General features: G+C 70.0%; 20 protein-coding genes. 10 read left to right on the top strand and 10 right to left on the bottom strand.

Going from position 1 to position 25,028, the window contains the following annotated elements:
• Positions 1–18: 18 nt before the first annotated feature.
• The 4 genes from HNR14_RS17225 (at position 19) to HNR14_RS17210 (ending at position 5,230) form a co-directional block, all read left to right on the top strand.
• Positions 19–615, top strand: a complete 597-nt coding sequence (locus HNR14_RS17225; protein WP_039922435.1) for a DUF3000 domain-containing protein — start codon at positions 19–21, stop codon at positions 613–615.
• On the top strand, positions 608–1,804 hold the full coding sequence (locus tag HNR14_RS17220) for an HRDC domain-containing protein (protein WP_179701985.1): 1,197 nt from the start codon (positions 608–610) through the stop codon (positions 1,802–1,804). Before HNR14_RS17225 ends, HNR14_RS17220 begins: the two co-directional genes overlap by 8 nt.
• A 72-nt stretch (positions 1,805–1,876) precedes the next feature.
• On the top strand, positions 1,877–3,085 hold the full coding sequence (locus HNR14_RS17215) for a thiolase family protein (protein ID WP_039923336.1): 1,209 nt from the start codon (positions 1,877–1,879) through the stop codon (positions 3,083–3,085).
• 6 nt (positions 3,086–3,091) lie between these two features.
• Positions 3,092–5,230, top strand: a complete 2,139-nt coding sequence (locus HNR14_RS17210; protein ID WP_179701984.1) for a 3-hydroxyacyl-CoA dehydrogenase NAD-binding domain-containing protein — start codon at positions 3,092–3,094, stop codon at positions 5,228–5,230.
• 57 nt (positions 5,231–5,287) lie between these two features.
• Here HNR14_RS17210 and HNR14_RS21430 read toward each other — a convergent pair whose 3' ends face one another.
• Positions 5,288–5,878, bottom strand: coding sequence for a TetR/AcrR family transcriptional regulator (locus HNR14_RS21430; protein ID WP_343064524.1), 591 nt, complete (start codon positions 5,876–5,878; stop codon positions 5,288–5,290).
• A gap of 98 nt (positions 5,879–5,976) precedes the next feature.
• On the opposite strand from HNR14_RS21430, the gene HNR14_RS17200 reads away from it, so the two are divergent.
• From HNR14_RS17200 to HNR14_RS17185, 4 genes are read left to right on the top strand one after another with little or no spacing between them, the layout of a single operon-like run.
• On the top strand, positions 5,977–7,314 hold the full coding sequence (locus HNR14_RS17200; RefSeq protein ID WP_179701982.1) for an ABC transporter substrate-binding protein: 1,338 nt from the start codon (positions 5,977–5,979) through the stop codon (positions 7,312–7,314).
• A complete protein-coding gene (locus HNR14_RS17195) occupies positions 7,311–8,198 on the top strand; it encodes a carbohydrate ABC transporter permease (protein WP_179701981.1) in 888 nt (295 codons plus the stop codon). Before HNR14_RS17200 ends, HNR14_RS17195 begins: the two co-directional genes overlap by 4 nt.
• Entirely contained in the window at positions 8,195–9,118 is a 924-nt protein-coding gene (locus tag HNR14_RS17190) for a carbohydrate ABC transporter permease (protein WP_021764474.1), read from the top strand. The genes HNR14_RS17195 and HNR14_RS17190 overlap by 4 nt, the downstream gene beginning before the upstream one ends.
• Positions 9,115–12,084, top strand: a complete 2,970-nt coding sequence (locus tag HNR14_RS17185; protein ID WP_179702720.1) for a glycoside hydrolase family 2 TIM barrel-domain containing protein — start codon at positions 9,115–9,117, stop codon at positions 12,082–12,084. The genes HNR14_RS17190 and HNR14_RS17185 overlap by 4 nt, the downstream gene beginning before the upstream one ends.
• Positions 12,085–12,160: 76 nt before the next feature.
• Here HNR14_RS17185 and HNR14_RS17180 read toward each other — a convergent pair whose 3' ends face one another.
• The 8 genes from HNR14_RS17180 to dut form a co-directional block, all read right to left on the bottom strand.
• The gene (locus tag HNR14_RS17180; RefSeq protein WP_021755229.1) at positions 12,161–13,141 is read right to left on the bottom strand and encodes an aldo/keto reductase; all 981 of its coding nucleotides are present in this window, start codon (positions 13,139–13,141) and stop codon (positions 12,161–12,163) included.
• A complete protein-coding gene (locus HNR14_RS17175; protein WP_021755227.1) occupies positions 13,138–13,524 on the bottom strand; it encodes a MerR family transcriptional regulator in 387 nt (128 codons plus the stop codon). The genes HNR14_RS17180 and HNR14_RS17175 overlap by 4 nt, the downstream gene beginning before the upstream one ends.
• A 57-nt stretch (positions 13,525–13,581) precedes the next feature.
• Positions 13,582–15,519 (bottom strand): 1-deoxy-D-xylulose-5-phosphate synthase, encoded by a 1,938-nt coding sequence (gene dxs / locus HNR14_RS17170; protein ID WP_179701980.1) that lies wholly within the window; start codon positions 15,517–15,519, stop codon positions 13,582–13,584.
• 78 nt (positions 15,520–15,597) lie between these two features.
• Positions 15,598–18,474, bottom strand: coding sequence for an aconitate hydratase AcnA (acnA, locus tag HNR14_RS17165; protein WP_179701979.1), 2,877 nt, complete (start codon positions 18,472–18,474; stop codon positions 15,598–15,600).
• A gap of 92 nt (positions 18,475–18,566) precedes the next feature.
• The gene (locus HNR14_RS17160; RefSeq protein ID WP_179701978.1) at positions 18,567–20,942 is read right to left on the bottom strand and encodes an HAD-IC family P-type ATPase; all 2,376 of its coding nucleotides are present in this window, start codon (positions 20,940–20,942) and stop codon (positions 18,567–18,569) included.
• A 21-nt stretch (positions 20,943–20,963) separates the two neighbouring features.
• Positions 20,964–21,749: a DUF3159 domain-containing protein gene (locus tag HNR14_RS17155; protein ID WP_021755220.1), complete on the bottom strand. Its 786-nt coding sequence runs from the start codon at positions 21,747–21,749 to the stop codon at positions 20,964–20,966.
• 6 nt (positions 21,750–21,755) lie between these two features.
• Positions 21,756–22,412 carry a DUF3710 domain-containing protein gene (locus HNR14_RS17150; RefSeq protein WP_155828936.1) on the bottom strand — a complete coding sequence of 219 codons (657 nt, stop codon included), beginning with the start codon at positions 22,410–22,412 and terminating at the stop codon, positions 21,756–21,758.
• A 26-nt stretch (positions 22,413–22,438) separates the two neighbouring features.
• Positions 22,439–22,897 (bottom strand): dUTP diphosphatase, encoded by a 459-nt coding sequence (gene dut, locus HNR14_RS17145; RefSeq protein WP_179701977.1) that lies wholly within the window; start codon positions 22,895–22,897, stop codon positions 22,439–22,441.
• Between the two features lie 39 nt (positions 22,898–22,936).
• Here dut and HNR14_RS17140 point away from each other — a divergent pair, with 39 nt between their 5' ends.
• The gene (locus HNR14_RS17140; RefSeq protein ID WP_179701976.1) at positions 22,937–23,392 is read left to right on the top strand and encodes a DUF3093 domain-containing protein; all 456 of its coding nucleotides are present in this window, start codon (positions 22,937–22,939) and stop codon (positions 23,390–23,392) included.
• 19 nt (positions 23,393–23,411) lie between these two features.
• Here HNR14_RS17140 and HNR14_RS17135 read toward each other — a convergent pair whose 3' ends face one another.
• The gene (locus HNR14_RS17135) at positions 23,412–23,705 is read right to left on the bottom strand and encodes a DUF4193 domain-containing protein (protein WP_039920738.1); all 294 of its coding nucleotides are present in this window, start codon (positions 23,703–23,705) and stop codon (positions 23,412–23,414) included.
• Between the two features lie 206 nt (positions 23,706–23,911).
• Between HNR14_RS17135 and sepH the strand changes: the two genes are divergently transcribed.
• Entirely contained in the window at positions 23,912–25,027 is a 1,116-nt protein-coding gene (sepH, locus tag HNR14_RS17130) for a septation protein SepH (RefSeq protein ID WP_179701975.1), read from the top strand.
• Position 25,028: the final 1 nt, after the last annotated feature.

The following is a 25,028-nucleotide window of genomic DNA, read 5'->3' as shown; positions in this document are numbered from 1 at the left end:
GCTTCTAGTGTTCGTAGCGTGTCGACTCCACCCGCCACCCCGCACGTGCCGGCCGCGTTCGCCGCTGCCCTCGCGTCCGTCCGTGCCGCTCCGGCCCGTCCGGAGCTCACGGTCACCGAGATCCCCGCGCCCGCTCAGCTCGCGCCCTACGCGGTCGCACTGGCCGCCGACGTGCGACCCGCACGGCACGGGGACGACTCCGAGCTCGGCACCGGCCGGTTCATCCTGCTCTACGACCCCGACGAGCCGGAGGCCTGGGGCGGCCCGTTCCGCATCGTGTGCTTCGCGCAGGCCCCGCTGGAGACCGACATCGGTCTCGACCCGTTCCTGGCCGACGTGACCTGGTCGTGGCTGGTCGATGCGCTCGACGCGCGGCAGGCCCGCTACACGGCCGCCAGCGGCACCGCCACCAAGATCATCAGCACGGGCTTCGGCGAGCTGGCCGCCCAGGGCGACGGCTCGCAGATCGAGCTGCGCGCCTCCTGGAGCCCGCAGGAGACCGACATCACCGCCCACGTGGAGGGCTGGGGCGAGCTGCTCTGCATGCTGGCCGGGCTGCCCCCCACCGGCGAGGGCGTGAGCCTCCTCACGACGAGACGGAGTCCGCGTGGCTGACCGCACCGTCATCGACACCCGCTCCGGTTACCTGGAGGCTGTCGAGCTCATCGCCGCGGGCACCGGCCCGATCGCCGTCGACGCCGAGCGCGCCAGCGGCTTCCGATACTCTCAGCGTGCCTACCTGATCCAGGTGTTCCGGCGCGGCTCCGGCACGTTCCTGTTCGACCCGCCGGCGGTCGGCCGCTTCGACGAGCTGAACACCGCGATCGCCGACGAGGAGTGGGTGCTGCACGCGGCGACCCAGGACCTGACCTGCCTGCGCGAGGTCGGCCTCGACCCGTCCCGGATCTTCGACACGGAGCTGGCCGCCCGACTGCTCGGGATGCCGCGCGTCGGCCTCGGGACGGTCGTGGAGGAGCTGCTCGGCGTGCACCTCGCCAAGGAGCACAGCGCCGCCGACTGGTCGACCCGGCCGCTCCCCCAGCCCTGGCTGGTCTACGCCGCACTCGACGTCGAGCTGCTGCCCGACCTCCGGGACGCGATCGCCGCGCTCCTGGACGAGGCCGGTAAGACGGAGATCGCCCAGCAGGAGTTCGCCTCCGAGCTGACCCGCGAACTGACCGTGGTGCGGAGCGAGCCGTGGCGCCGCCTCTCGGGCATCCACTCGATCCGCGGCCTGCGCAACCTCGCCGTGGCGCGGGAGCTGTGGCTGAGCCGCGACGCGCTGGCCCGCGAGCTCGACACGGCGCCCGGCCGGCTCGTGCCGGACTCGGCCCTCACCGCGGCCGCGAAGGCGCTCCCGGACAACAAGCGCGCCCTCGCCGCGCTGCGGGAGTTCACCGGCCGCGCCAGCCGCACCGAGCTGGACCGCTGGTGGGGTGCGATCGAGGCCGGGCGCACCACGGAGGACCTCCCCGTGCTGCGCGGCAACGGCGACACGCTTCCCCCTCCCCGCGCCTGGGCGGACCGCAACCCGGAGGCCGACGGCCGCCTGAAGGCCGCCCGCGCGGCGCTCACGGCGCTGTCGGAGGAGCGGAGCATCCCCCTCGAGAACCTCCTGACGCCCGAGACGCTGCGGCGCGTGGCCTGGACGCCGCCCGCCGAGATCACGGCCGCGTCGATCGGGGAGGCACTGGAGGCGCACGACGCCCGCCCCTGGCAGATTGAGGCAACCTCACAGATGATCGCCGATGCCTTTGTCGAAAGTAGCCAAACGCCCGCCGAGACGCCCGAGACGGATTCGTAGAAAGAATCAAACGATTCCCGTCCGCCCAGACAGCCTCCGTAGGATCGATGCGGACCTGAAATGGGAGGCACTGTGGCCGAAAGAACCGAAGTCGTTTTCGTCGACGGAGTCCGGACTCCGTTCGGACGGGCCGGCGAAAAAGGGCAGTACTGGAACACCCGGGCGGACGACCTGGTCGTGAAGGCGATCATCGGCCTGCTCGAGCGCAATCCGAACGTGCCCAAGGACCGCATCGACGACGTGGCGATCGCCGCGACGACCCAGCAGGGCGACCAAGGCCTGACCCTCGGCCGCACGGCGGCGCTGCTCGCCGGGCTGCCGAAGTCCGTCCCCGGCTTCGCCATCGACCGGATGTGCGCGGGCGCGATGACCAGCGTCACGACGCTCGGCTCGGGCATCGCGTTCGGTGCGTACGACCTCGCGATCGCGGGCGGCGTGGAGCACATGGGCCGTCACCCGATGGGCTTCGGGGCCGACCCGAACCCGCGCTTCCTCACCGAGCGCCTGGTTGGCGAGGACGCCCTCAACATGGGCAGCACCGCCGAGCGCATCCACGACCGCTTCCCCGCTCTCACCAAGGAGCGCTCCGACCGCTTCGCGATGCGCAGCCAGCAGAAGACCGCCGCTGCCTACGAGAACGGCAAGCTGCAGCCTGACCTCGTCCCGGTCGCCATCCGCTCCGAGTCGGGCTGGGGACTCGCCACCCGCGACGAGGGCATGCGCCCCGAGACGAACATGGAGTCGCTCGCGACCCTCCGCACGCCGTTCCGGCCGCACGGCCGCGTCTCGGCGGGCAACTCGTCCCCGCTGACCGACGGCGCGACCGCGAGCCTGCTCGCCTCCGCCGACGCGGTGAAGGAGTTCGGCCTCACCCCGAAGATGCGCATGGTGAGCTTCGCCTTCGCCGGCGTCGAGCCGGAGATCATGGGCCTCGGCCCGGTCCCCTCGACCGAGAAGGCGCTGCGCAAGGCCGGCCTGTCGATCGACGACATCGGCCTGTTCGAGCTCAACGAGGCGTTCGCCATCCAGGTGCTCTCGTTCCTCGACCACTTCGGCATCGACGACGACGACCCGCGCGTCAACAAGTGGGGCGGCGCGATCGCGATCGGCCACCCGCTGGCCGCCAGCGGCGTCCGCCTGATGATCCAGCTCGCCCGCCAGTTCGAGGAGCACCCGGAGGTCCGCTACGGCGTGACCGCCATGTGCGTCGGCCTCGGCCAGGGCGGCACGGTCATCTGGGAGAACCCGAACTTCGACAAGCGCGCTGCACGGAAGGCCTGAGAACGAGTGACCGACTACACCACGATCGACTTCTCCCCGCTCGTCGACCTCTCCTCCGACGAGGTCGTGACCCACTCCCTCGTGAAGGACGTGCCGCTGCCCAGCGGCAAGACTCTCGCGCTGGTCACGCTCGACAACGGGCGTGACCACACGCGGCCGAACACGATGGGACCCGCCACGCTCCTCGAGCTCGGGAAGACCTTCGACGCGCTGACCGAGCGGGCGAAGCGCGGCGAGATCGACGCCGTCGCCGTCACCGGCAAGCCGTTCATCCTCGCCGCCGGCGCCGACCTCAGCCGGGTCGGCGACATCCCGAGCGTCGAGGTGGCGAAGCTGCTCCCCCAGCTCGGCCACTTCGTGCTCGGCAAGCAGGCGACGTTCGGCGTGCCGTCCTTCGTCTTCACGAACGGCCTCGCGCTCGGCGGCGGCGTGGAGATCGGCCTCAACGCCGACTACCGCACCATCGACCGCAACGCCGCCGCGTTCGCCCTGCCCGAGGTCTTCCTGGGCCTCATCCCGGGCTGGGGCGGCGCGACCATCCTCCCGAACCTCATCGGCATCGAGAACGCCCTCAAGGTGATCATCGAGAATCCGCTGAAGCAGAACCGGATGCTGAAGCCGCAGGAGGTCTTCGACCTCGGCATCGCCGACGCCATCTTCGACTCGGCGAACTTCCTCGAGGACTCGCTGGTCTGGGCCGACAAGGTGCTCACCGGCCAGGTCGAGGTCAAGCGGCCCAACGTGCCGGGCAAGGTCGAGCGCATGGTCAAGTGGGATGCCGCCCTCGGCATCGCGCGCAAGATGCTCGAGAGCCGAATCGGCACCGTCCCGAAGTCGCCGTACAAGGCGCTCGAGCTGCTGAAGGCCGCCAAGTCGAACGACCGCGCCGCCGGCTTCCAGCTCGAGGACGACGCGCTGGCCGAGCTCATCTCGGGCGACCAGTTCCAGGCCAGCATCTACGCCTTCAACCTCGTGCAGAAGCGGGCCAAGCGTCCCGCCGGCGCGCCCGACAAGAAGCTCGCGAAGAAGGTCACCAAGATCGGCGTCATCGGCGCCGGCTACATGGCCAGCCAGTTCGCCCTCCTGTTCGTCCGCCGGCTGCGGGTCCCGGTCGTCATCACCGACCTCGACCAGGCGCACGTCGACAAGGGCGTCGCGTACATCCACGACGAGATCGGCAAGCTCCAGGAGAAGGGCCGCATCTCCCCCGACGAGGCCAACCGGCTGCGCGCGCTCGTCACCGGCACGACGGACAAGGCGGACTTCGCGGACTGCGACTGGGTCATCGAAGCCGTCTTCGAGGAGCTGACGGTCAAGCAGAACGTGTTCGAGGAGGTCGAGCAGTACCTCTCCGACGAGGCGGTCATCGCGACCAACACGTCCTCGCTCTCGGTCGAGCAGATCGGCGCGAAGCTGAAGCACCCGGAGCGCCTGGTCGGGTTCCACTTCTTCACGCCGGTCGCGGTCATGCCGCTGATCGAGGTCGTCAAGACCCCGCACACCGACGAGGCCACCCTCTCCACCGCGATGGTGACCGCCGCCGCGCTGAAGAAGAACGCGGTCATCACCGCCGACACCCCCGGGTTCGTCGTCAACCGCATCCTGGCGAAGGTCCTCGGCGAGGCGATGCACGCCGTCGACGACGGCACCTCGTTCGAGACGGTCGACGAGGCGTTCGCGCCGCTCGGCCTCCCGATGCCGCCGTCGGCCCTGCTCGACCTGGTCGGGCTCAAGGTCGGCGCGCACGTGCTCGACACCCACCACGCCGCGTTCCCGGAGCGGTTCTACCGCAGCGAGAACCTCCACAAGCTCGCCGAGTACGGCACGCTGCTGGAGAAGGACGGCAAGGGGCGGATCAAGGGTCTCGACAAGGGCGCGGCCAAGATCATCGCCGGCGGCAAGAACCCCTGGACGAAGGACGAGATCCTCCGTCGCCTGGAGGACGGCCTCGCCGACGAGATCCACCGCATGCTGGTCGACGACCACGTGGTCGAGGCGCCGGAGGACATCGACCTCTGCATGATCCTGGGGGCGGGCTTCCCGTTCCAGATGGGCGGCATCACGCCGTACCTGGATCGTGTGGGCGCCTCCGAGCGCGTCTTCGGCGACACGTTCCAGCACCCGCCCGTGAAGGGCGTCGCCTGAGCCTCGGGCTCGGACGGACCTGATCGAACGCCCCGCTCGCCGCGAGCGGGGCGTTCGTCACGTCAGGACCAGATCGAGGTAGGCGCGCAGGGTCGTCGCCGCGTCGATGCTCCCCGGCGTGTACAGCCACTGCAGTTGGATGCCCTCCCACAGAGCCACGATCGTCGCCGCGGCGATGTCCGGGTCCACGCCGTCGCGCAGCCGCCCGGCGTCACGGAGTGCGGCGAGTTCGGCCGCGTACGCCGCGCGCAGCTCGTCGTAGCGTCCGACGAAGTAGTCGCGCCCCGGATGGTCGGCGGTGACCGCCTCGGCCGAGAGCACGCTGTACAGCGCGATCAGGCCCGGGATGGCGGTGTTGCGCTTCGCCTGGTCGACGATCTGGTCGGCGAAGGAGCCGCCGGCGGCAGGGACGCCCTCGCCGGCGCCCAGTTCGTCGCGGCGGGCGAGCACGGCGACCAGCAGGTCGTCCTTGCTCTCGAAGTGGTACTCGAGGCTGCCGAGGCTGATGCCGGCCGCGGCGGCGATCTCACGAAGGGAGCTGCCGTGGTAGCCGCGGGTCGCGAACAGGCGATACGCCTCGTCGACGATCTGCTCGCGGCGTTCGGCCGTCTTCGCGTACGGTCCGCGCCGGGTGCTCGCGTCGCCCACGTCCCCTCCTTCGGGTCGACCCACCTCAAATTAGGTCACCTGCATTATTTTCGACTAACGTCGATCCTACCGATTCCCGCCACGACGGAGTGAAGGTAATGACGGAACTCACACGACGATCCCTGCTGGGGCTCGGCGCCGCTGCCGCGACCACGGCACTGCTGTCCGCGTGCACCACGCCGGGCACGACCTCGATCAACACGGCACCGCCGATCCGACCTGTCGCAGCCGGAGAGAAGATCACCCTCACGTACTGGGCCTGGCTCAAAGACCTCCAGAAGGTGGCGGACGTGTGGAACGCGTCCCACCCCGACGTCCAGGTGGAGGCGGTCTGGATCCCCGGCGGCAACGCCGGCGGCTACCAGAAGCTGTACTCCGCCCTCGCCGCCGGCGGCGGACCGGACCTCGCGCAGGTCGAGCTGCGCAGCGTCCCCGAGTTCATGCTGGTGAACGGGCTCGTCGATCTCGCCCGCTACGGCGCGGGCGACTACGCCGATCGTTACGACCCGACCCTGTGGAGCCAGGTGAGCTACGTGGGAGGTGTCTACGCCATCCCCCAGGACTCCGGCCCGATGGCCCTCTACTACCGGCCCGACCTGTTCGAGAAGGTCGGCGCGGGAGCGCCCGCCTCCTGGGACGACTGGGCCGCGACCGGCCGCGAGTTGAAGAAGGCCGGGATCTTCATCGATGCCTTCAACTACTCCGACCCGTCGTGGTTCGCCGCGGTCGCCGGGCAGGCGGGTGCGTCCTGGCTGCGCGTGGATGGCGACCGCTGGGTGATCGACATGACCGACGAGGCGACGCTGCAGACGGCCCGGTTCTTCGACCGGGCCATCGACGACGGGATCCTCCAGACGGCCTACGGCGACTTCTCCACCGGCTGGTTCGCGGCGGCGGCGAAAGGCACGATCGCCGGGTGCGCCAGCGCGAGCTGGGGCGACGCCTTGCTCGAAGGCGTCGCCGGCGGCGAGGGCAAGTGGCGGGTCGCACCCCTCCCGCGGTGGGCCTCGGGATACGGATCCAGCGCGCTGGGCGGTTCGACGGCCGCCGTCCTGGCGAACAGCAAACACCCCAAGGAGGCGATGGAGTTCGCCGTGTGGATGACCACCAGCCCGGAGGGCATCGACGCGATGATCAAGCACTCCGGCATCGGCTGGTCGCCCGACGCCGACTATATCGGCGCCGAGCGCACCAAGCCGTCCGCGTGGTTCGGTGGCCAGAACTACAACGAGGAGGTCTTCCTCCCCGCCTCCACGGAGCAGAACCCCGACTGGTCGTGGTGGCCGATCACGCAGCAGTCGTTCAACATCCTGGCCGACGGGTTCCGCAAGAAGCCGGCCGGGCAGACGCTCGTGGACTCCATCGCCCAGAGCGAGACGGCCATCATCGACGCCTTCCGCAAGAAGGGCCTGACGATCGAGAAGGCGCGCTCGTGAAGGGCACGCGCACGACGTGGGCACCCTGGACGCTCCTCGCCCCCTTCCTGGCGCTGTTCCTGCTGACCTTCCTGCTGCCCATCGTGGTCGCGATCGGCTCCAGCTTCACGACGGTCACCCGCTCGGGCGTGTTCGGCGAGAAGGGCGTCACGACCCAGTTCGCCTGGTTCGCGAACTACGCGCAGGCGCTCGGCAACCCCAACTTCATCGCCTCGATCGGCCGGATGCTGCTCTTCGGCGTCGTGCAGGTCACGCTGATGATCGCCCTCAGCACCGTGCTCGCGCTGCTGCTCGAGTCGGCCTCCGCCCGCTGGCCGGGCATGTTCCGCGCGGTGTACTTCCTGCCGTACGGCATCCCGGGCGTCATCGCCACCATCCTGTGGTCGTTCCTCTACGTGCCCGGCCTCAGCCCGCTGATCGACCTCGGCGCCGCGGTCGGGGTGCAGCTCGACTTCCTCGGGCCCGACACCGTCCTGTGGTCGATCGCGAACATCGTCACCTGGACGTACACCGGCTACAACATGATGATCATCATCGCGCAGCTGAAGTCGATCCCGACCGAGGTCTACGAGGCGGCGAAGGTCGACGGCGCCGGTCCCTGGCGGGTCGCCCGCAGCATCCAGCTGCCGCTCATCCGCCCGGCGCTGACGCTCACCATCGTGTTCTCGATCATCGGGACGCTGCAGCTCTTCGCCGAGCCGCAGGTGCTGCAGTCCGTGGCGCCCGCGATCGACAGCGAGTACACGCCCAACCTGAGCGCGTACACCACGGCGTTCGCGTACAACGACTACAACGTCGCGGCGGCCCAGTCGGTGCTCATCGCCCTGGTCGCCTTCCTGCTCTCCTTCGCCTTCCTGCGCCTCACCAACCGGAGGTCCCGATGACGACGACCGACACCACCGACCCCACGCCCACGTTCTCGGTCGGCGCGCAGGCGCCGCGTTCGGCGCACGACCGCTCGGCGGGTCGCCGGTCGGGAACGCGCATCCTCGTCACGGCGATCCTCGTCGTCGTGGCGGTGTACTTCCTCGTCCCCGTCTACTGGGTCGTCGTCGCGGCGACCAAGACCACGCAGGACCTCTTCTCGACCAACGGCTTCGCGTTCTCGGGGAACTTCGCGCTCTGGCACAACCTCGCGGAGGTCTTGAACTTCCAGGACGGGATCTTCCTGCGCTGGCTGCTCAACTCGGTGCTCTACGCGGGTGTCGGCGCCCTGCTCGCGACCTACTTCGCCGCGGCCGGCGGCTACGCCCTCTCGAAGTACGCGTTCCGCGGCCGCGGCTTCATCTTCGGGCTGATCCTGGGCGGCGTGCTCGTGCCGGGGACCGCGACGGCGCTGCCCCTGTTCCTGCTGTTCTCCGAGCTCGGGCTGGCCAACACGTACTGGGCGGTCCTGCTGCCCTCGCTGGTGTCGCCGTTCGGCCTGTTCCTCTGCCGCATCTACGCGGACGCGACGGTGGACACCGCGCTGGTGGAGGCCGCGCGACTCGATGGCGCGGGTGAGCTGCGCATCTTCCACACCGTCGGGCTGCGGATCATGACGCCGGCTCTCGTGACGGTCTTCCTGTTCCAGCTGGTCGGCATCTGGAACAACTACTTCCTCCCGCTCGTGATGCTCTCCGACGTGCGCCTGTACCCGATCACGCTGGGGCTGAACTCCTGGCGCTCGCAGACGGACCGCCTGCCGGAGTTCTACGAACTGACCACCGGCGGCGTCCTGCTGTCGATCATCCCCCTCGCCATCGCCATGATCGTGCTCCAGCGGTTCTGGCGCGGCGGCCTCACCGAAGGATCCGTGAAATAGTGCTCGCACCCGCGTACCTCAGCGACACCGCACCCGGCAGCGGCGCTCGCGTCGCCCCCCGCTCCTGGCTGCGGAGCGACGCCCCGGCTCTGTCGCTCGATGGCACGTGGCGGTTCCGGCTCTCCCCCACCGCCGACCTGCCCGAGGATGTCGCCGAGCCTGCGCTCGACGACAGCGGGTGGGACGAGCTCGCGGTCCCGGCCCACTGGGTCCTGCAGGGCGACGGGGAGTACGGCCGTCCGATCTACACGAACGTCCAGTTCCCCTTCCCGCTCGACCCGCCGCACGTTCCGGACGAGAACCCGACCGGTGACTACCGGCGCACGTTCGAGCTCCCGGCGGACTGGCCGGAGGGTGCGCGCACCGTGCTGCGCTTCGACGGCGTGGAGTCGCTCTACCGGGTGTGGCTGAACGGGGCGGAGGTCGGCATCGCGACGGGCAGCCGGCTCGCTCAGGAGTTCGATGTGACCGACCTCGTGCGACCCGGCACGAACCACGTCGCGGTGCGGGTGCACCAGTGGTCGCCCGCCAGCTATCTCGAGGATCAGGACCAGTGGTGGCTGCCCGGCATCTTCCGCGACGTGACGCTCGTCGCCCGCCCCGTCGACGGCCTCCAGGACGTCTGGCTGCGCACCGACTGGGCCGACGGCGACGGGTGGATCGAGCCGGAGCTGACCGCGGACGCTGCGGCCTTCCCGGTGACCCTCCGCATCCCATCGCTCGGCGTCGAGGCGGTCTGGACGCGTCCCGGCGACGTCGGTCGCGTCGAGGTCGGGTCGGTCGAGCCGTGGACCGCTGAGAGGCCACGCCTCCACGACGCCACCGTGGAGTCCACCGGCGAGACCGTGAGCCTGCGACTCGGCTTCCGCACGGTCGAGATCCGCGCCGACCGGTTCCTCGTCAACGGCGAGCGCGTCGTCTTCCACGGCATGAACCGGCACGAGGCGCACCCCGTGCGCGGCCGCGTCTTCGACGAGCAGCACGCGCGCGAGGACCTCGCCCGGATGAAGAGGTTCAACGTCAACGCCATCCGCACCAGCCACTACCCGCCGCACCCGCGCCTGCTCGATCTCGCCGACGAGCTGGGCTTCTGGGTGATCCTGGAGTGCGACCTCGAGACCCACGGGTTCGAGAAGAACGGCTGGACCGGCAACCCCAGCGACGATCCGGCCTGGCGCGACGCCTACCTCGACCGGATCGAGCGGACGGTGGAGCGCGACAAGAACCATCCCAGCATCGTCATGTGGTCCCTCGGCAACGAGTCGGGCACCGGCGCGAACCTCGCGGCCATGTCGGCCTGGGTGCACGCGCGCGACACCGGTCGACCCGTCCACTACGAGGGCGACTACACGGGCGAGTACACGGACGTGTACTCGCGGATGTACTCGACCGTCCCGGAGACCGAGCAGATCGGCACGGACGGGTCCACCGCTCCCCTGCTCGGTTGCACGCCCGCCCAGGGCGCCCGGCAGCGCACGAAGCCGTTCCTCCTCTGCGAGTACGCGCACGCGATGGGCAACGGCCCCGGGGCGCTCGACCAGTACGAGGCGCTCGTGGATGCGCACCCCCGCCTGCACGGCGGCTTCGTGTGGGAGTGGCGCGACCACGGCATCCTGACGCGGACGGCAGACGGCACGACCTTCTACGCGTACGGCGGCGACTTCGGCGAGGTCGTCCACGACGGCAACTTCGTGATGGACGGCATGATCCTGAGCGACGACACCCCCACGCCCGGCCTGTACGAGTTCGCCGCGGTGGCCGCGCCCGTGCGGTTCTCCTTCGACGACGCGGGCGGGGTGACCGTCGTGAACCGCCGGCACAGCGCCGCCACCGACGACCTGCGCTTCGACTGGCGGGTCGAGCACGACGGTCACGTCGTCGCGAGCGGGGTACTCGCCGTCCCCCCGATCCCGGCCGGCTCGTCGGCCCACGTCGACCTGCCCGCGATCGCGGTCGCGCCGGATGCGGAGACCTGGCTGACGGTGGAGGCCATGCTGGCGGGGGCCACGGCGTGGGCGCCGGAAGGACACGTCGTCGCGTCGGCTCAGGACGATCGCAGCGCGCAGGCGCTCGGTGGCGCAGCGCCCGCCGCCCCGCGGATCACGGACTGGAGCGACGGAGAGGGCACGGTCACCCTCGGCTCTGCTCACTTCGAGCGCGGCCGCCTCGTGCGTCTTGCCGGCCGCGCGGTGAGCGGACCGCGGCTGGAGCTGTTCCGCGCGCCGACCGACAACGATGAGGGCAGCGCATTCAGCGACCCGACCGGCAGTGATGGCGCTGTGCCGGGAGTGTCGAGCGCGTCCCTCTGGCGCGCTCACGGCCTCGACCGCCTGGTGCACCGGCTCGTGGCGGTCCAGGAGGCGCCCGGCGCCCTCCGCACGCTCACCCGCGTCTCCGCCGCGGACTCCTCCCTGTCGGTCACGGTGGAGACCGTCTGGGCGCTCGTCGGCGACGAGCTGGAACTGCGGGTCGAGATCGAGCCCTCCGCGGGCTGGCCGACGGTGTGGCCGCGCATCGGCGTGCGCTTCGACCTCCCCGACGACGGCGAACCGATCCCGGGCGCCGAATGGTTCGGGCTGGGGCCGCGCGAGTCGTATCCCGACAGCATCCGAGCGGCACGTCTCGGGCGCTATACCGCGACGATCGACGAGCTCTCCGTGCCGTACGCGCGGCCGCAGGAGACCGGCCACCGCTCGGCGGTGCGCAAGCTCGCGGTCGGCGGGCTGACGCTCCACGCCATCCGGGATAGCCGGGGTCGCCTCCCCGGCTTCGTGCTCACACGCCACACCCCGCAGCAGCTCGCTGCAGCGGAGCACCCGCACGAGCTCCCCGCCTCGCAGACGACCTTCCTGTTCCTCGACGCCGCTCAGCACGGGCTCGGTTCGCGCGCGTGCGGTCCGGACGTGTGGCCGGAGTTCTCGCTGCGCCCGGAGGCCCGGACCCTGCGCGTCCGCTTCGGGAGCTGACCACCGGGTCGCCGCAGACGCGAAACGCCGCTTCGGAGGCTCCGAAGCGGCGTTTCGCGTCCCCTCGCGGGTGGGGTCAGCGGTTGAGCGGCGTCATGTCCGCGTAGCGGTCGCCGACGGGCGCGGCGACGGCGTCGAGGCGCTCGAGCTGCTCGGGGCTCAGCTGCACATCGACGGCCTCGACGTTCTGCTCCAGGTTCTCAACGCGACGCGTGCCGGGGATGGGGACGATGTCCTCGCCCTTCGCGAGCAGCCACGCGAGCGCGACCTGCCCGGCCGTCGCCCCCGCTTCGCGAGCCACGGCGTCGACCTGCTCGACGATCCGGATGTTCGCCTCGAGGTTGTCGCCCTCGAAGCGCGGGTTGAACCGGCGGAAGTCGTCCGGCGAGAGCTCGTCGAGCGAGCGGATGGTGCCGGTGAGGAATCCGCGGCCGAGCGGCGAATACGGCACGAAGCCGATGCCGAGCTCGCGGACGGTCGGCAGCACGGCCTCCTCGGGGTCGCGCGTCCAGAGCGAGTACTCGGTCTGGACGGCGGTCACGGGGTGCACGGCGTTCGCCCGGCGGATCGTCTCGGGCGCGGCCTCCGAGAGACCGTAGTGGAGGATCTTGCCCTCCTCGATGAGCTCCTTGAGGGCGCCCACCGTCTCCTCGATCGGCGTGCCCGGGTCCATCCGGTGCTGGTAGTAGAGGTCGATGCGGTCGGTCTGGAGGCGCTTCAGCGACCCCTCGACGGAGAGCCGCACGTTCTCCGCCGAGCCGTCGAGCCCGCGCTCGTCGTTCTGCCGGTGCAGGATCGTGCCGAACTTGGTCGCGATCACGACCTTGTCGCGCCGGCCGTCGGCGAAGGCGCGCGCGAGCAGCTCCTCGTTGGCGTACGGGCCGTAGATCTCGGCCGTGTCGAAGAACGTGACACCGAGGTCGATTGCGCGGTGCAGCGTGCGGATCGAGCCCGCGTCGTCCTGGCCGGCGCCCGTGTAGAACGCGGACATGCCCATGCAGCCGAGGCCCAGCCGCGAGACCTCGAACTTCTCGGTGCCGAGTGTGGTCTTCTTCATGCGTTCGTTCCTGTCTTCTTCTCGTAGAGACCGATCTTGTGGTCGATGGCGGCGAGGCTCGCCGTCATCTCCTCCAGCTGCCGGACCACCGTCATCCGATGCAGGAGCAGCAGTTCCAGACGCTCCGCCGTGGTGTCGTCGCCGCGACGGGCGAGCTCGACGTAGCGACGGACGGTGGCGATGGGCATCGCCGTGGAACGCAGCTTCGTGAGGAAGAGGACCCAGGTGAGGTCGGCCTCCGAGTAGCGGCGATGGGAGGAGGAGGCGCGCTCGACGGGGCTCAGCATGAGGCCCTCGCGCTCGTAGTAGCGCAGGGTGTGTGCGGAGAGCCCGGTGCGCTCGGCGATGTCGGAGATCGACATCGCCGTGATGCTGTCGGTCATACGGCCACGATAAGACTTCGAGTGCGCTCTAAGTCAACCCGCACCCGCCGGACCGTGTCAGGCCTCCGAGTTGCGGCGCGTGAGCTCCTGCTCGGGCAGCGGGCGCGCGATGGGCACGCGGCTGCCGAGCACCTGCGCGACGAGGTCGCGGGCGATCTTCTGCGCGGTGAGCCCGGCCTCCTCGAGGATCTGCTCGCGGGTCGCGTGGTCGATGAACTCGTCGGGCAGGCCCAGCTCGTCGACGGCGGTGTCGATGCCGGCTTCGCGCAGGTCCTGGCGGACGCGCGTGCCGATCCCGCCGACGCGGATGCCGTCCTCGATGGTGACGACGATGCGGTGCTCCGACGAGAGGTCGAGGACGCTCTTCGGCACCGGGACGACCCAGCGCGGGTCGACGACCGTCGCGCCGATCCCCTGCGCGGCCAGTCCGTCGGCGACCTTCAGCGCGAGGTCGGCCATCGGGCCGACGGCGACGAGCAGCACGTCCTTGCGCTCGTCGTCGCGCAGCACGTCGACGCCGTCCTCCAGCCGACGCACGGCGGGGATGTCCGGCTGCACGCTTCCCTTCGGGAACCGCAGCACCGTCGGGCCGTCGTTCACGGCCACGGCCTCCGCCAGCTCCTCCCGGAAGCGCGTGGCGTCGCGGGGAGCCGCGAGCCGGATGCCGGGAACCACCTGCAGGATCGCGAGATCCCAGATGCCGTGGTGGCTCGGCCCGTCCGGTCCGGTCACGCCCGCGCGGTCGAGCACGAACGTCACGCCCGCCTTGTGCAGCGCCACATCCATCAACACCTGGTCGAAGGCGCGGTTGATGAAGGTCGCGTAGATCGCGACGACCGGGTGCAGGCCGCCGAAGGCGAGTCCGGCGGCGCTCGTCGCGGCATGCTGCTCGGCGATGCCGACGTCGTGGACGCGATCCGGGAACCGCTCGGCGAACTTGTGCAGGCCCGTCGGCCGCAGCATGGCGGCGGTGATGCCGACCAGCTTCGGGTCCTTCTCCGCCAGGCGGACGATCTCGTCCGCGAACACGCCGGTCCAGCTCGGCTTGGTCGAGCTGCCGATCGGCTCGCCGGTCTCGGGATCGATCTGGCCGACGGCGTGGAACTGGTCCGCCGCATCCCGGAGCGCGGGCTCGTAGCCGCGACCCTTCTGCGTGATGGCGTGCACGATCACCGGCGCGCCGTAGTTCTTCGCCTGAAGGAGCGCCTCCTGCATGGCCTGGATGTCGTGGCCGTGCACCGGCCCGATGTACTTGATGTCGAGGTTCGAGTACAGCGCCTCGTTGTTCGAGAACCGGCTGAGGAAGCCGTGCAGCCCGCCGCGGACGCCGCGGTAGAACGAGCGGCCCGGCGCGCCGAGCTTGTCGAACGCGCGCTGGCTGGTCAGGTACAGGTTGCGATAGGCGCGACGCGTGCGCACCGTGTTGAGGAAGCGCGCCATGCCGCCGATGGTCGGGGCGTAGGACCGGCCGTTGTCGTTCACGACGATGATCAGCCGGCGGCTGTTGTCGTCGGAGATGTTGTTGAGCGCCTCCCACGTCATCCCGCCGGTCAGGGCGCCGTCGCCCACCATCGCGATGACGTGCCGGTCGTTCTGACCGGTCATCTGGAAGGCGCGGGAGATTCCGTCCGCCCACGAGAGGGACGAGGAGGCGTGCGAGCTCTCGACGATGTCGTGCTCCGACTCCGAGCGCTGCGGGTAGCCGGCGAGGCCGCCCTTCTGCCGCAGCTGCGAGAAGTCCTGGCGCCCGGTGAGCAGCTTGTGCACGTACGACTGGTGGCCGGTGTCGAAGACGATCGCATCACGCGGGGAGTCGAACACACGGTGGATGGCGATGGTCGTCTCGACGACGCCCAGGTTCGGCCCGAGGTGCCCACCCGTCTTCGCGACGTTGGCGATCAGGAACGCGCGCACCTCTGCGGCCAGCTGGACGAGCTCCCGGTCCGTGAGCCGATCGAGATCGCGCGGCTCGTGGATCGTTTCGAGGATGCTCATGGATTCGAGTGTAGAGCCGCTGAATCGAGAGGAGGCTCGGAACCGGTGATTCCGAGCCTCCCCTTGACAACGGTCTGGTTACACCAGGCTCCGCAGCACGTACTGCAGAATGCCGCCGTTGCGGTAGTAGTCCGCCTCACCGGGGGTGTCGATCCGGACGACCGCGTCGAACTCGATCGTCTGCTTGCCCTCGGGCGAGTCGGCGCTGGGCTCGGCGACGACGTGCACGGTCTTCGGGGTGCGGCCCTCGTTCAGTTCCTCCAGACCCGAGATCGAGACGACCTCGGTGCCGTCGAGGCCGAGCGACGCCCAGCTCTCGCCGGCCGGGAACTGCAGCGGGACGACGCCCATGCCGATGAGGTTCGAGCGGTGGATGCGCTCGAAGCTCTCCGTGATGACCGCGCGGACGCCGAGGAGGCTGGTGCCCTTCGCCGCCCAGTCGCGCGACGAGCCGGAGCCGTACTCCTTGCCGCCGAAGATCACGAGCGGGGTGCCCTGCGCCTGGTAGTTCTGCGACGCGTCGTAGATGAACGACTGCGGGCCGCCCTCCTGGGTGAAGTCGCGGGTGTAGCCGCCCTCGACGCCGTCCAGGAGCTGGTTCTTCAGGCGGATGTTCGCGAACGTTCCGCGGATCATCACCTCGTGGTTGCCGCGGCGCGAGCCGTAGGAGTTGAAGTCCTTGCGGTCGATGCCGTGCTCGTCGAGGTAGCGGCCGGCGGGGCTGTCGGCCTTGATGTTGCCGGCGGGGCTGATGTGGTCGGTGGTGACCGAGTCGCCGAGCTTCGCCAGCACGCGGGCGCCGGAGATGTCCGAGACGGGGGTGGTCTCGAGCGTCATGCCGTCGAAGTACGGGGGCTTGCGCACGTACGTCGACTTCTCGTCCCACTCGAAGACCGAGCCGGTCGGGGTCGGCAGCGACTTCCAGCGCTCGTCGCCCTCGAACACGCTCGCGTACTCGTGGGTGAACATGCCCTCGTTGATGGAGGAGTCGATCGTCTCCTGCACCTCGGCGGCGTCCGGCCAGATGTCCTTGAGGAACACGTCGTTGCCGTCCTGGTCCTTGCCCAGGGCGTCGATCTCGAAGTCGAAGTTCATCGACCCGGCGAGGGCGTACGCGATCACGAGCGGCGGGCTCGCGAGGTAGTTCATCTTGACGTCGGGGTTGATCCGGCCCTCGAAGTTGCGGTTGCCCGAGAGCACCGCGGTGACGGCGAGGTCGTTCTGGTTGACGGCCTGCGAGATCTCGTCGATCAGCGGGCCGGAGTTGCCGATGCAGGTGGTGCAGCCGTAGCCGACCGTGTAGAAGCCGAGGTCCTCGAGGTAACCGGTGAGGCCCGCCTTCTCGTAGTAGTCGGTGACGACCTTCGATCCCGGCGCGAGGGTGGTCTTGACCCACGGCTTGGAGGTGAGGCCCTTCTTCGCGGCGTTGCGGGCCAGGAGGCCGGCCGCCAGCATCACGGACGGGTTCGACGTGTTCGTGCACGACGTGATCGCCGCGATCGCGACGGCGCCGTGGTCGAGGGTGAACGAGGCGCCGCTCTCGGCGATGGTCACCGGGGTCGGGCTCGACGCGGTCTTGGGCGCGTGGCTGTGGTGGTGGTGCTCGTGCGTGCTCCGCGTGTCCTCCGGGCTCAGCTCGCCCGGGTCGGAGGCGGGGAACGACTCCGAGATGGTCAGGTCGACCAGGTCGTGCGAGACGTCCGCGTAGTTCGTCAGGTCCTTCTCGAACTGGTCCTTCGCCTCGCTGAGCTCGATGCGGTCCTGCGGGCGCTTCGGGCCGGCGATCGACGGGACGACCGTCGAGAGGTCGAGCTCGAGGTACTCGCTGAAGACCGGTTCGGTCTCCGGGTCGTGCCACAGGCTCTGCGCCTTCGAGTACTCCTCGACGAGCGCGACCTGCTCCTCGCTGCGGCCGGTGAGGCGCAGGTAGTCGAGGGTCACGTCGTCGATCGGGAACATGGCGGCGGTGGAGCCGAACTCGGGGCTCATGTTGCCGATGGTGGCGCGGTTGGCCAGCGGGACCTCCGCGACGCCGGCGCCGTAGAACTCGACGAACTTGCCGACAACGCCGTGCTTGCGCAGCATCTCCGTGATGGTGAGCACGACGTCGGTCGCGGTCACACCGGTCGGGATGGCGCCGGTCAGCTTGAAGCCGACGACCTTGGGGATGAGCATGGAGACGGGCTGGCCGAGCATGGCCGCCTCGGCCTCGATGCCGCCGACGCCCCAGCCGAGCACGCCGAGGCCGTTGACCATCGTCGTGTGCGAGTCGGTGCCGACGCAGGTGTCCGGGTAGGCCAGGAGCTCGCCGCCGACCTCGCGGGTCATTGTGACGCGGGCCAGGTACTCGATGTTCACCTGGTGGACGATGCCGGTTCCCGGCGGGACGACCTTGAAGTCGTCGAACGCGGTCTGGCCCCAGCGCAGGAACTGGTAGCGCTCGCCGTTGCGCTCGTACTCGATGTCGGTGTTGCGCTCGAGCGCGTCCGCCTGACCGAAGAGGTCGGCGATGACGGAGTGGTCGATGACCATCTCGGCCGGCGCGAGCGGGTTGATCTTCTTGGGGTCGCCGCCGAGGGCGGAGACGGCCTCGCGCATCGTGGCGAGGTCGACGATGCAGGGCACGCCGGTGAAGTCCTGCATGATGACGCGGGCCGGGGTGAACTGGATCTCGGTGTCCGGCTCGGCCGCCGGGTCCCACGACCCGAGGGCGCGGATGTGATCGGCGGTGATGTTCGCGCCGTCCTCGGTGCGGAGCAGGTTCTCCAGCAGAACCTTGAGGCTGAACGGCAGCCTCTTGTAGCCGTCCACGGTGTCGATCCGGAAGATCGTGTAATCCTTCGAACCGACCGTCAGGGTGCTCTTCGCACCGAAGCTGCCGAACGCGGAACTTGTAGTCGCTGACACGTTGCCCTCTCCTTCATCGGCAGGCGATGTAACGCGAGCCTCATCCATCTTGGTTGTCCGTCGAAGCGTGTTTCCAGCAAGGTAAGCCTAAGTCGTCGGCGCCGGGATTTATCTTGACGTCAAGATAAAATCTACCACGTTCACTGCCGGTCGAAGACCAGCTCTCTCCGCTTCGCGAACCGGTAGAAGAGCTCGATCCCCGCCGCGCCGACGGCGCCGACCGCGACTCCCCAGAGCAAACCGCCCGAGAGCCTCAGGTGCATCTGGAAGAACTCCGCGGTGAAGGGGATGACGCAGACCAGGGTGAAGGCGGCGGCCACGGCGCCGAGCAGCGCCCAGCGCACGCCGGTCAGCGGTCTGGTCAGCACGCACAGGATCCACAGCGACACGCAGAAGAGCGTCACGGTGGTGATGCTCCGTGCCTCGTGCAGGGGCAGGCTGCGGTAGATCGGCGCATAGGAGACGACGGCCGCGATCCCGGCGATCAGCCCGGTCGGCACCGAGTACTTCAGGATGCGCGGCAGCACGCCGGGCGTGTAGATGCGGCGGTTGGGCGCGAGCGCGAGGAAGAAGGAGGGGATCCCGATCGCGAGGGAGGAGACCAGGGTCAGCTGCCGCGGCAGGAAGGGGAACGGCCAGAGCAGCACGGCGCTCACCAGCGCGAGCAGGATCCCGTAGACCGTCTTCGCGAGGAAGATGTTCGACACCCGCTCGACGTTCGCGATCACACGACGACCGGAGGCGAGCACACCCGGGAGGCGGTCGAAGCGGTTGTCGAGAAGCACGAGCCGGGAGACGGCCTTCGTCGCCGCGGTCGCCGACCCCATCGCGATGCCGAGATCGGCGTCCTTGATGGCCATCGCGTCGTTCACGCCGTCGCCGGTCATCGCGACCGTCCGGCCCTGCGCGCGCAGCAGGCCGACGGCGGTGCGCTTCTGCTCGGGACTCACGCGCCCGAGCACGTCCGCCGTGCGGAGAGCGGCGTCTAGCTCCTCGTCCGTCGCGAGGGCCGAGGCGTCCACGGCGTCGCCGGGGAGGTCGAGCGCTCGGGCGATCGCACCGACGGTGACCGGGTTGTCGCCGGACATCACGACGACGCGCACGTCCTGCTCGGCGAAGTAGCCGAGGGTCTCCGCCGCCTCCGGCCGCAGGGTCTCCCCCAGCACCACGAGCATCGCGGGTTCGAGCGGGATGCCGGCCAGCTCGATGTGCGCGCCCTCCGGCAGCGGGCCGACCGCGCGTGCGAGAGCCAGGGTCCGGCGGCCGGTCGCCGCGATGGCCGTGGCGCGTTCGAGCTCCACCGGATGGTCCACGAGCACCCGCTCGGGGGCGCCGAGCACCCACGAGCTCTCCGCGTCGCCGATCCGGACGACGACTCCGCTGTACTTGGTGGCGGAGCTGAACGGGACGCGCCGCAGCACCGCGTATCCGTCGCTCCGGAACGCGCCGGCGAGGATCCCCGCCGTGGCGTTGCCCGCGTCGTCCGCGCCGAACGCCGCCAGCGCTACCGCGGCCTGCCCGGCCAGAGCGTCCCCGCCGAGGGGCTCGGTGCGCTCCAGCGCCAGCTCCCCATCGGTCAGCGTGCCGGTCTTGTCGAGGCAGAGGACGTCGACACGCGCGAGCACCTCGACGGCCGCGAGCTCCTGCACCAGCACCTTGCGGGACGCGAGCTGGATGGCGGCGACCCCGAACGCCAGGCTGGTGAGCAGCACCAGCCCCTCGGGGATCATCCCGACCACCGCGGCGACGGCGTCGATCAGTGCTCGCCGCCAGCGCTCGTCCTCGAAGAGCCTGCTGAAGCCGCCATAGGCCAGCACGCGCCCGATCAGGGTGACGATGATGATCGGGCCCAGGATCCACGAGAGGTACACGAGGATGCGGTTGGTGGCATCCCGCAGCTCGGACCGCACGAGGGAGTGCTTCTTGATCTCGCTCGTGAGCTTGCTCGCGTAGGAGTCGGCGCCGACCGCCGTGACGATCGCGTACCCCGTGCCGGTCGCGACGTGGGATCCCGAGAGCAGCTGCGCGCCGGCGTCCTTGAAGACGGGGTCGGACTCCCCCGTCAGGAGCGACTCGTCGACGGACAGCCCCGTACTCTCGACGACCTCCGCGTCCGCCGGGATCTGATCGCCGGGACGCAGCACGAGCAGGTCGTCGAGCACGACGTCCTCGAGAGGAACGGCCACGACCTCCCCGCCGCGGCGCACGCGACTCTCGGGCGCGGCGAGCAGGGCGGCGCGGTCGAGCACGAGCTTCGCCCGGACCTCCTGCACGATCCCGATCAGGGCGTTGGCGACGACGACGCCGTAGAAGAAGCCGTCGCGCAGATCGCCGAGCAGCAGAACGGCGACGAAGCACACCGTGAGGATGCCGTTGAACAGTGTGAAGATGTTCTCGCGGAGGATGTCGCCGATCGACCGCGAGCTGGCCTGCCGCTGCGCGTTGTGACGGCCGTCCGCCCGACGCTCCGCCACCTGGGCCGCCGTCAGGCCCGCGCTCGTGCGCGAATCGGTCATGCGTCCCCCCGGATCAGCGGCCTACGTGCCGGCCGGCTTCGGCGGCGTCTTCTGGGGAGGCGTCTGCTGCGGGAACTGGCCGCGGACGACGAAGTACGTCACCAGGAGGAGCGGCGCGTACAACGGGACGCCCATCAGCAGCTTGGTGAGGGCGAGCGCGCTGGTCGCCTCGGGCGTGTGCGCCAGGTACAGCGGCACCTGCACGAGCAGCCGGGCGGCGAAGAGGACGAACCAGAGGAACGTCAGCGCCTGCATCACGCGGAACTTCGAGCGGACGCTCCGCCAGGCGAGCCCGTCGCCCATCAGGTAGCCCGCCGCGAGGCCGATCAGGGGCCAACGCACCACGATCGAGATGAGGAGGGCGGCTCCGTACGCGGCGTTCGTCCAGATGCCGAGGAGGAAGTTGTCCTCGCCGCGACCGGTGATGAGCGCCAGGATCGCGGAGACGCCGACGCCGATGAGTCCGGCGACCGCCTGCGTCACGGGGGTCTTGCCGACGATCCGCACCACCGTGAAGATCACCGCGACGAGGACCGAGCAGCCGATCGAGAGGGGCACGTTCTCGGTGAACGTGAAGAGGATGAGGAAGACCAGGCCCGGGAGGATCGTCTCGGCGAGGCCGCGCACACCGCCGAGCGCACCGAGGAGCGCAGCGCCCGTCGGGGCGTCCCCCTCGGTCAGCTGCCCGAGCCCGGACTTGCGGGCCGCGCGGGCGAGGCTCTCGCCGACGCTCGCCGCGACCTCGTCCTTCTGGGCGTGGTCGTCGTGCTCGACGCGCTCCGGCTCCTGCGGTTCCTGCTCTGCCATGCGCGCCTACAGCGAGGTGTAGCCGTTGTCGGCGCCCGCCGACGGTGCGGCCGGCATCCGCAGCGGGATGAGGTCGCGCGGGGGCATGGGGACGGAACCGCGGACGACGACGATGCTGCGGAAGAGGTCCTCCACCAGCGCCGCGGCCTCCGGCTTGATGGCCGCGTCGCCCGCGATCACACCGCGGAGGAACCAGCGCGGACCGTCGACGCCGACGAACCGGGCGACCCGGGTCTCTCCGGGCTTGCCCTGCGGGGCCGCGACCGGGATCTCGGCGATCAGCTCGGGACCGAAGACGCCGTCGCGCTCGCTGATGCGACCACCCTGACGCTCGACCTGGTCGGCGATCTGGGCGCGGATCTCGTGCCAGAGACCACTGGAGCGTGGTGCCGCGAACGGCTGGACCTGGAGCGTGGAGTTCGCGTAGTCGAGGCCGACGGCGACGACGCGCTGCGACTCCTCCTCGACCTCCAGGCGCAGGTGCAGGCCCTCGCGGGGCAGGACCTTCACGCCGCCGAGGTCGACGTAGGGGCGGACGGGGTTGGCCTCGCTCTCGTCGAGAGGCCCCTCCGTCTCGCGGTCGTCCGGAGCCGACTTCGCGTCGTCGGGGGCGTCCTGCGTCTCCGGAGCGGACTCGTCGGCGTCGACCTCGGTCGCGTCGATGTTCTCCGGGGTGTCGCTGGTGTCGCTCAAGCGTGGTCTCCTGACTGGGTCACGGTGTATCCGGACGAGCCGAAGCCCGCGGTGCCGCGGTGGCTGTCCGGCAAGGTGTCGACGGGGATGAACCGGGCGCGCGTGACCGGCATGACGATCAGCTGGGCGATCCTGTCGCCGACGGCGATATCGTACGGCATCGACCTGTCCGTGTTGAGGACGGTCACGCGGATCTCCCCGCGGTAGCCCGCGTCGACCGTTCCGGGCGAGTTGACGATCGTGATGCCGTGCCGCATGGCGAGCCCGCTGCGCGGGACGACGAATGCCGCATACCCGTCCGGCAGGGCGATCGAGACGCCGGTGGCGACGGTGTACCGCTCCCCCGGGGCCAGCGTCACGGCCTCCGCAGCGCAGAGATCGGCCCCGGCGTCGCCCGGATGGGCGTAGGTGGGGAGGAGCTCGGCGATGATCGGGACGTCGACGGAATCGGTCACGTGTCGAGGGTAGTGCAGAAGTCTGATCGAATAGGGACCATGGACCTCTACCGTGAGCGGCTCTGGGCGACCCCCTGGCTCTTCATCTCGACCCTGCTCATCATCCCCGCGGTCATGCTCGTGTTCGCGCCCATCAACTTCACGGTGGGCGTCGTCCTGGCGATCGTGTTCTACGTCGCGATCGTCGTCGCGCTGATCGTCTCGGCCCCCACGCTGCGGGTGACGAAGGACGAGCTGATCGCCGGCCGGGCGCACATCCCGCTCTCCCTGACCGCCACGCCGTCGGCGTACACCGGCGACGCCGCGACCCTGGAGCGCGGCCAGCGCCTCGACGCGCGCGCCTGGCTGCTCATCCGCGGCTGGATCAAGCCGGTCGTGAAGGTGCCGGTCGCCGACCTCGACGACCCGACGCCCTACTGGCTGCTCTCAACAAGAAACCCGGACCAGTTGGTCCGGGTTCTCGAGGAGGCTCGCCAGAGTTCGGGGGAACGCTGACGTTCGTGCGGTGCGTCGCTCAGGCGGCGCACTCCACGCAGATCGGTCCGAGCTTGCTCTCGTGGTCGATCTGCGAGCGGTGCTTCACCAGGAAGCAGTTCACACAGGTGAACTCGTCCGCCTGCGGCGGGAGCACCACGACGTCGAGGTCGAGGTCCGAGAGGTCGGCGCCAGGGAGCTCGTAGCCACCCGGGTTGTCGGCGTCCTCGACGTCGACAACGCCGGACATCTTGTCCGGAACTCGCTCCTTGAGGGCCTCGATCGACTCGGAGTCGTCCTCGGTCTTCCGCGGTGCGTCGTAATCCGTTGCCATGCCCATCCACTTCTCGTACGTAACGGCCGATTCTCGCAATCGGCGGCGATAGTTTGCATCAATCGCCAAGGAATAGCAAAACCACTCGGGAGCCTCTCAGCGATTGCGGAGGTATCAACTTCCGGCACGCCCGGCGTATTCCCCGTCCCACCTCCGTTCCCGTGGCATCCTGGCCCGGTACGCACGCGAGTTCGGAAGGCATCCACATGCAGGATTTGAAGGTCATCGGGGTCGAGAACGGCGCGATCGTCGCCGTCGGCGACGACGGTGAGCGATTCCGCATCGCCGTCGACGACGCCCTGCAGTCGAAGATCCGCCAGGTGCGGCAGCAGACGTCCACGGAGGCGGTCAAGCTCTCGCCCCGGGAGGTCCAGGCCCACATCCGCTCCGGCATGTCCGCGGAGGACGTCTCCGCCGTCACCGGAGCCCCGCTGGAGTACGTCCAGCGCTTCGAGGGACCGATCGTCGCCGAGCGCGAGCACATCGTCGCGAGCGCACTCAGCGTCCCCGTCCGCACGGCAGCCGAGGTCGACCCGCTGGGCGAACCGGACACGTTCGGCTCCGTCATCCGCGACCGCCTCGCCTCCCTCGGCGTCTCGGGAGAGCGCTGGGCGAGCTGGAAGGACTCGGAGACCGGCTGGATCGTCAAGCTCGAGTTCACCGCCGACGAGATCGACCACGACGCGCGCTGGTCGTACGACGCGCGCAAGCACGGCCTCGCTCCCCTCAACTCGGAGGCGACCACGCTGTCGCAGGCCGGCGAGCTCCGCGGGGGAACGCTGATCCCGCGGCTGCGCGCCGTGCTGCCCGACGAGGGCGAGCCGGACACCTCCCGCTTCGACAGTGGCGCCTTCAACTTCCCCGAACCCGTGGCCGACCTGCTCGGCCCCGAGATCACCACGCCGATCGAGCCGCTGACGGCCGGACGCGCCGGGGCGAGCAACTCCATCACCGTCTCCGCCATCAACCGCGCCGACGACGAGACCCCGCGCGACCTGCACCAGACCGCCGACCTGCTGGAGGCGCTCCGCCGCCGCCGGGGCGAGCGCGAGGCCGCGACCTACGACGAGAAGCCCGAGGCCCCCGCGGCGCCCACCCCGCCTGCACAGCCCGAAGGCGCCGCGCCGGTCTCCGCCCCGACGCCGTTCCGCATCGTCGACGAGGCCATCGCGGCCGCGGATCCCGGTGCGCTCGAGAGCGCGACGGTCACCACGACCACCGAGCAGAACCCGAGCGCGGGAGGCCGCCGCAAGGGTCGCGCGTCCATGCCGAGCTGGGACGAGATCGTGTTCGGCGCCCGCACGGACGACGACCTGGCCTGAC

The sequence above is a fragment of the Leifsonia naganoensis genome (genome assembly GCF_013410615.1).
In the GTDB taxonomy this organism is placed as follows: Bacteria; Actinomycetota; Actinomycetes; order Actinomycetales; family Microbacteriaceae; genus Leifsonia; species Leifsonia aquatica.
This window is presented reverse-complemented; position numbering and strand designations above follow the sequence as displayed.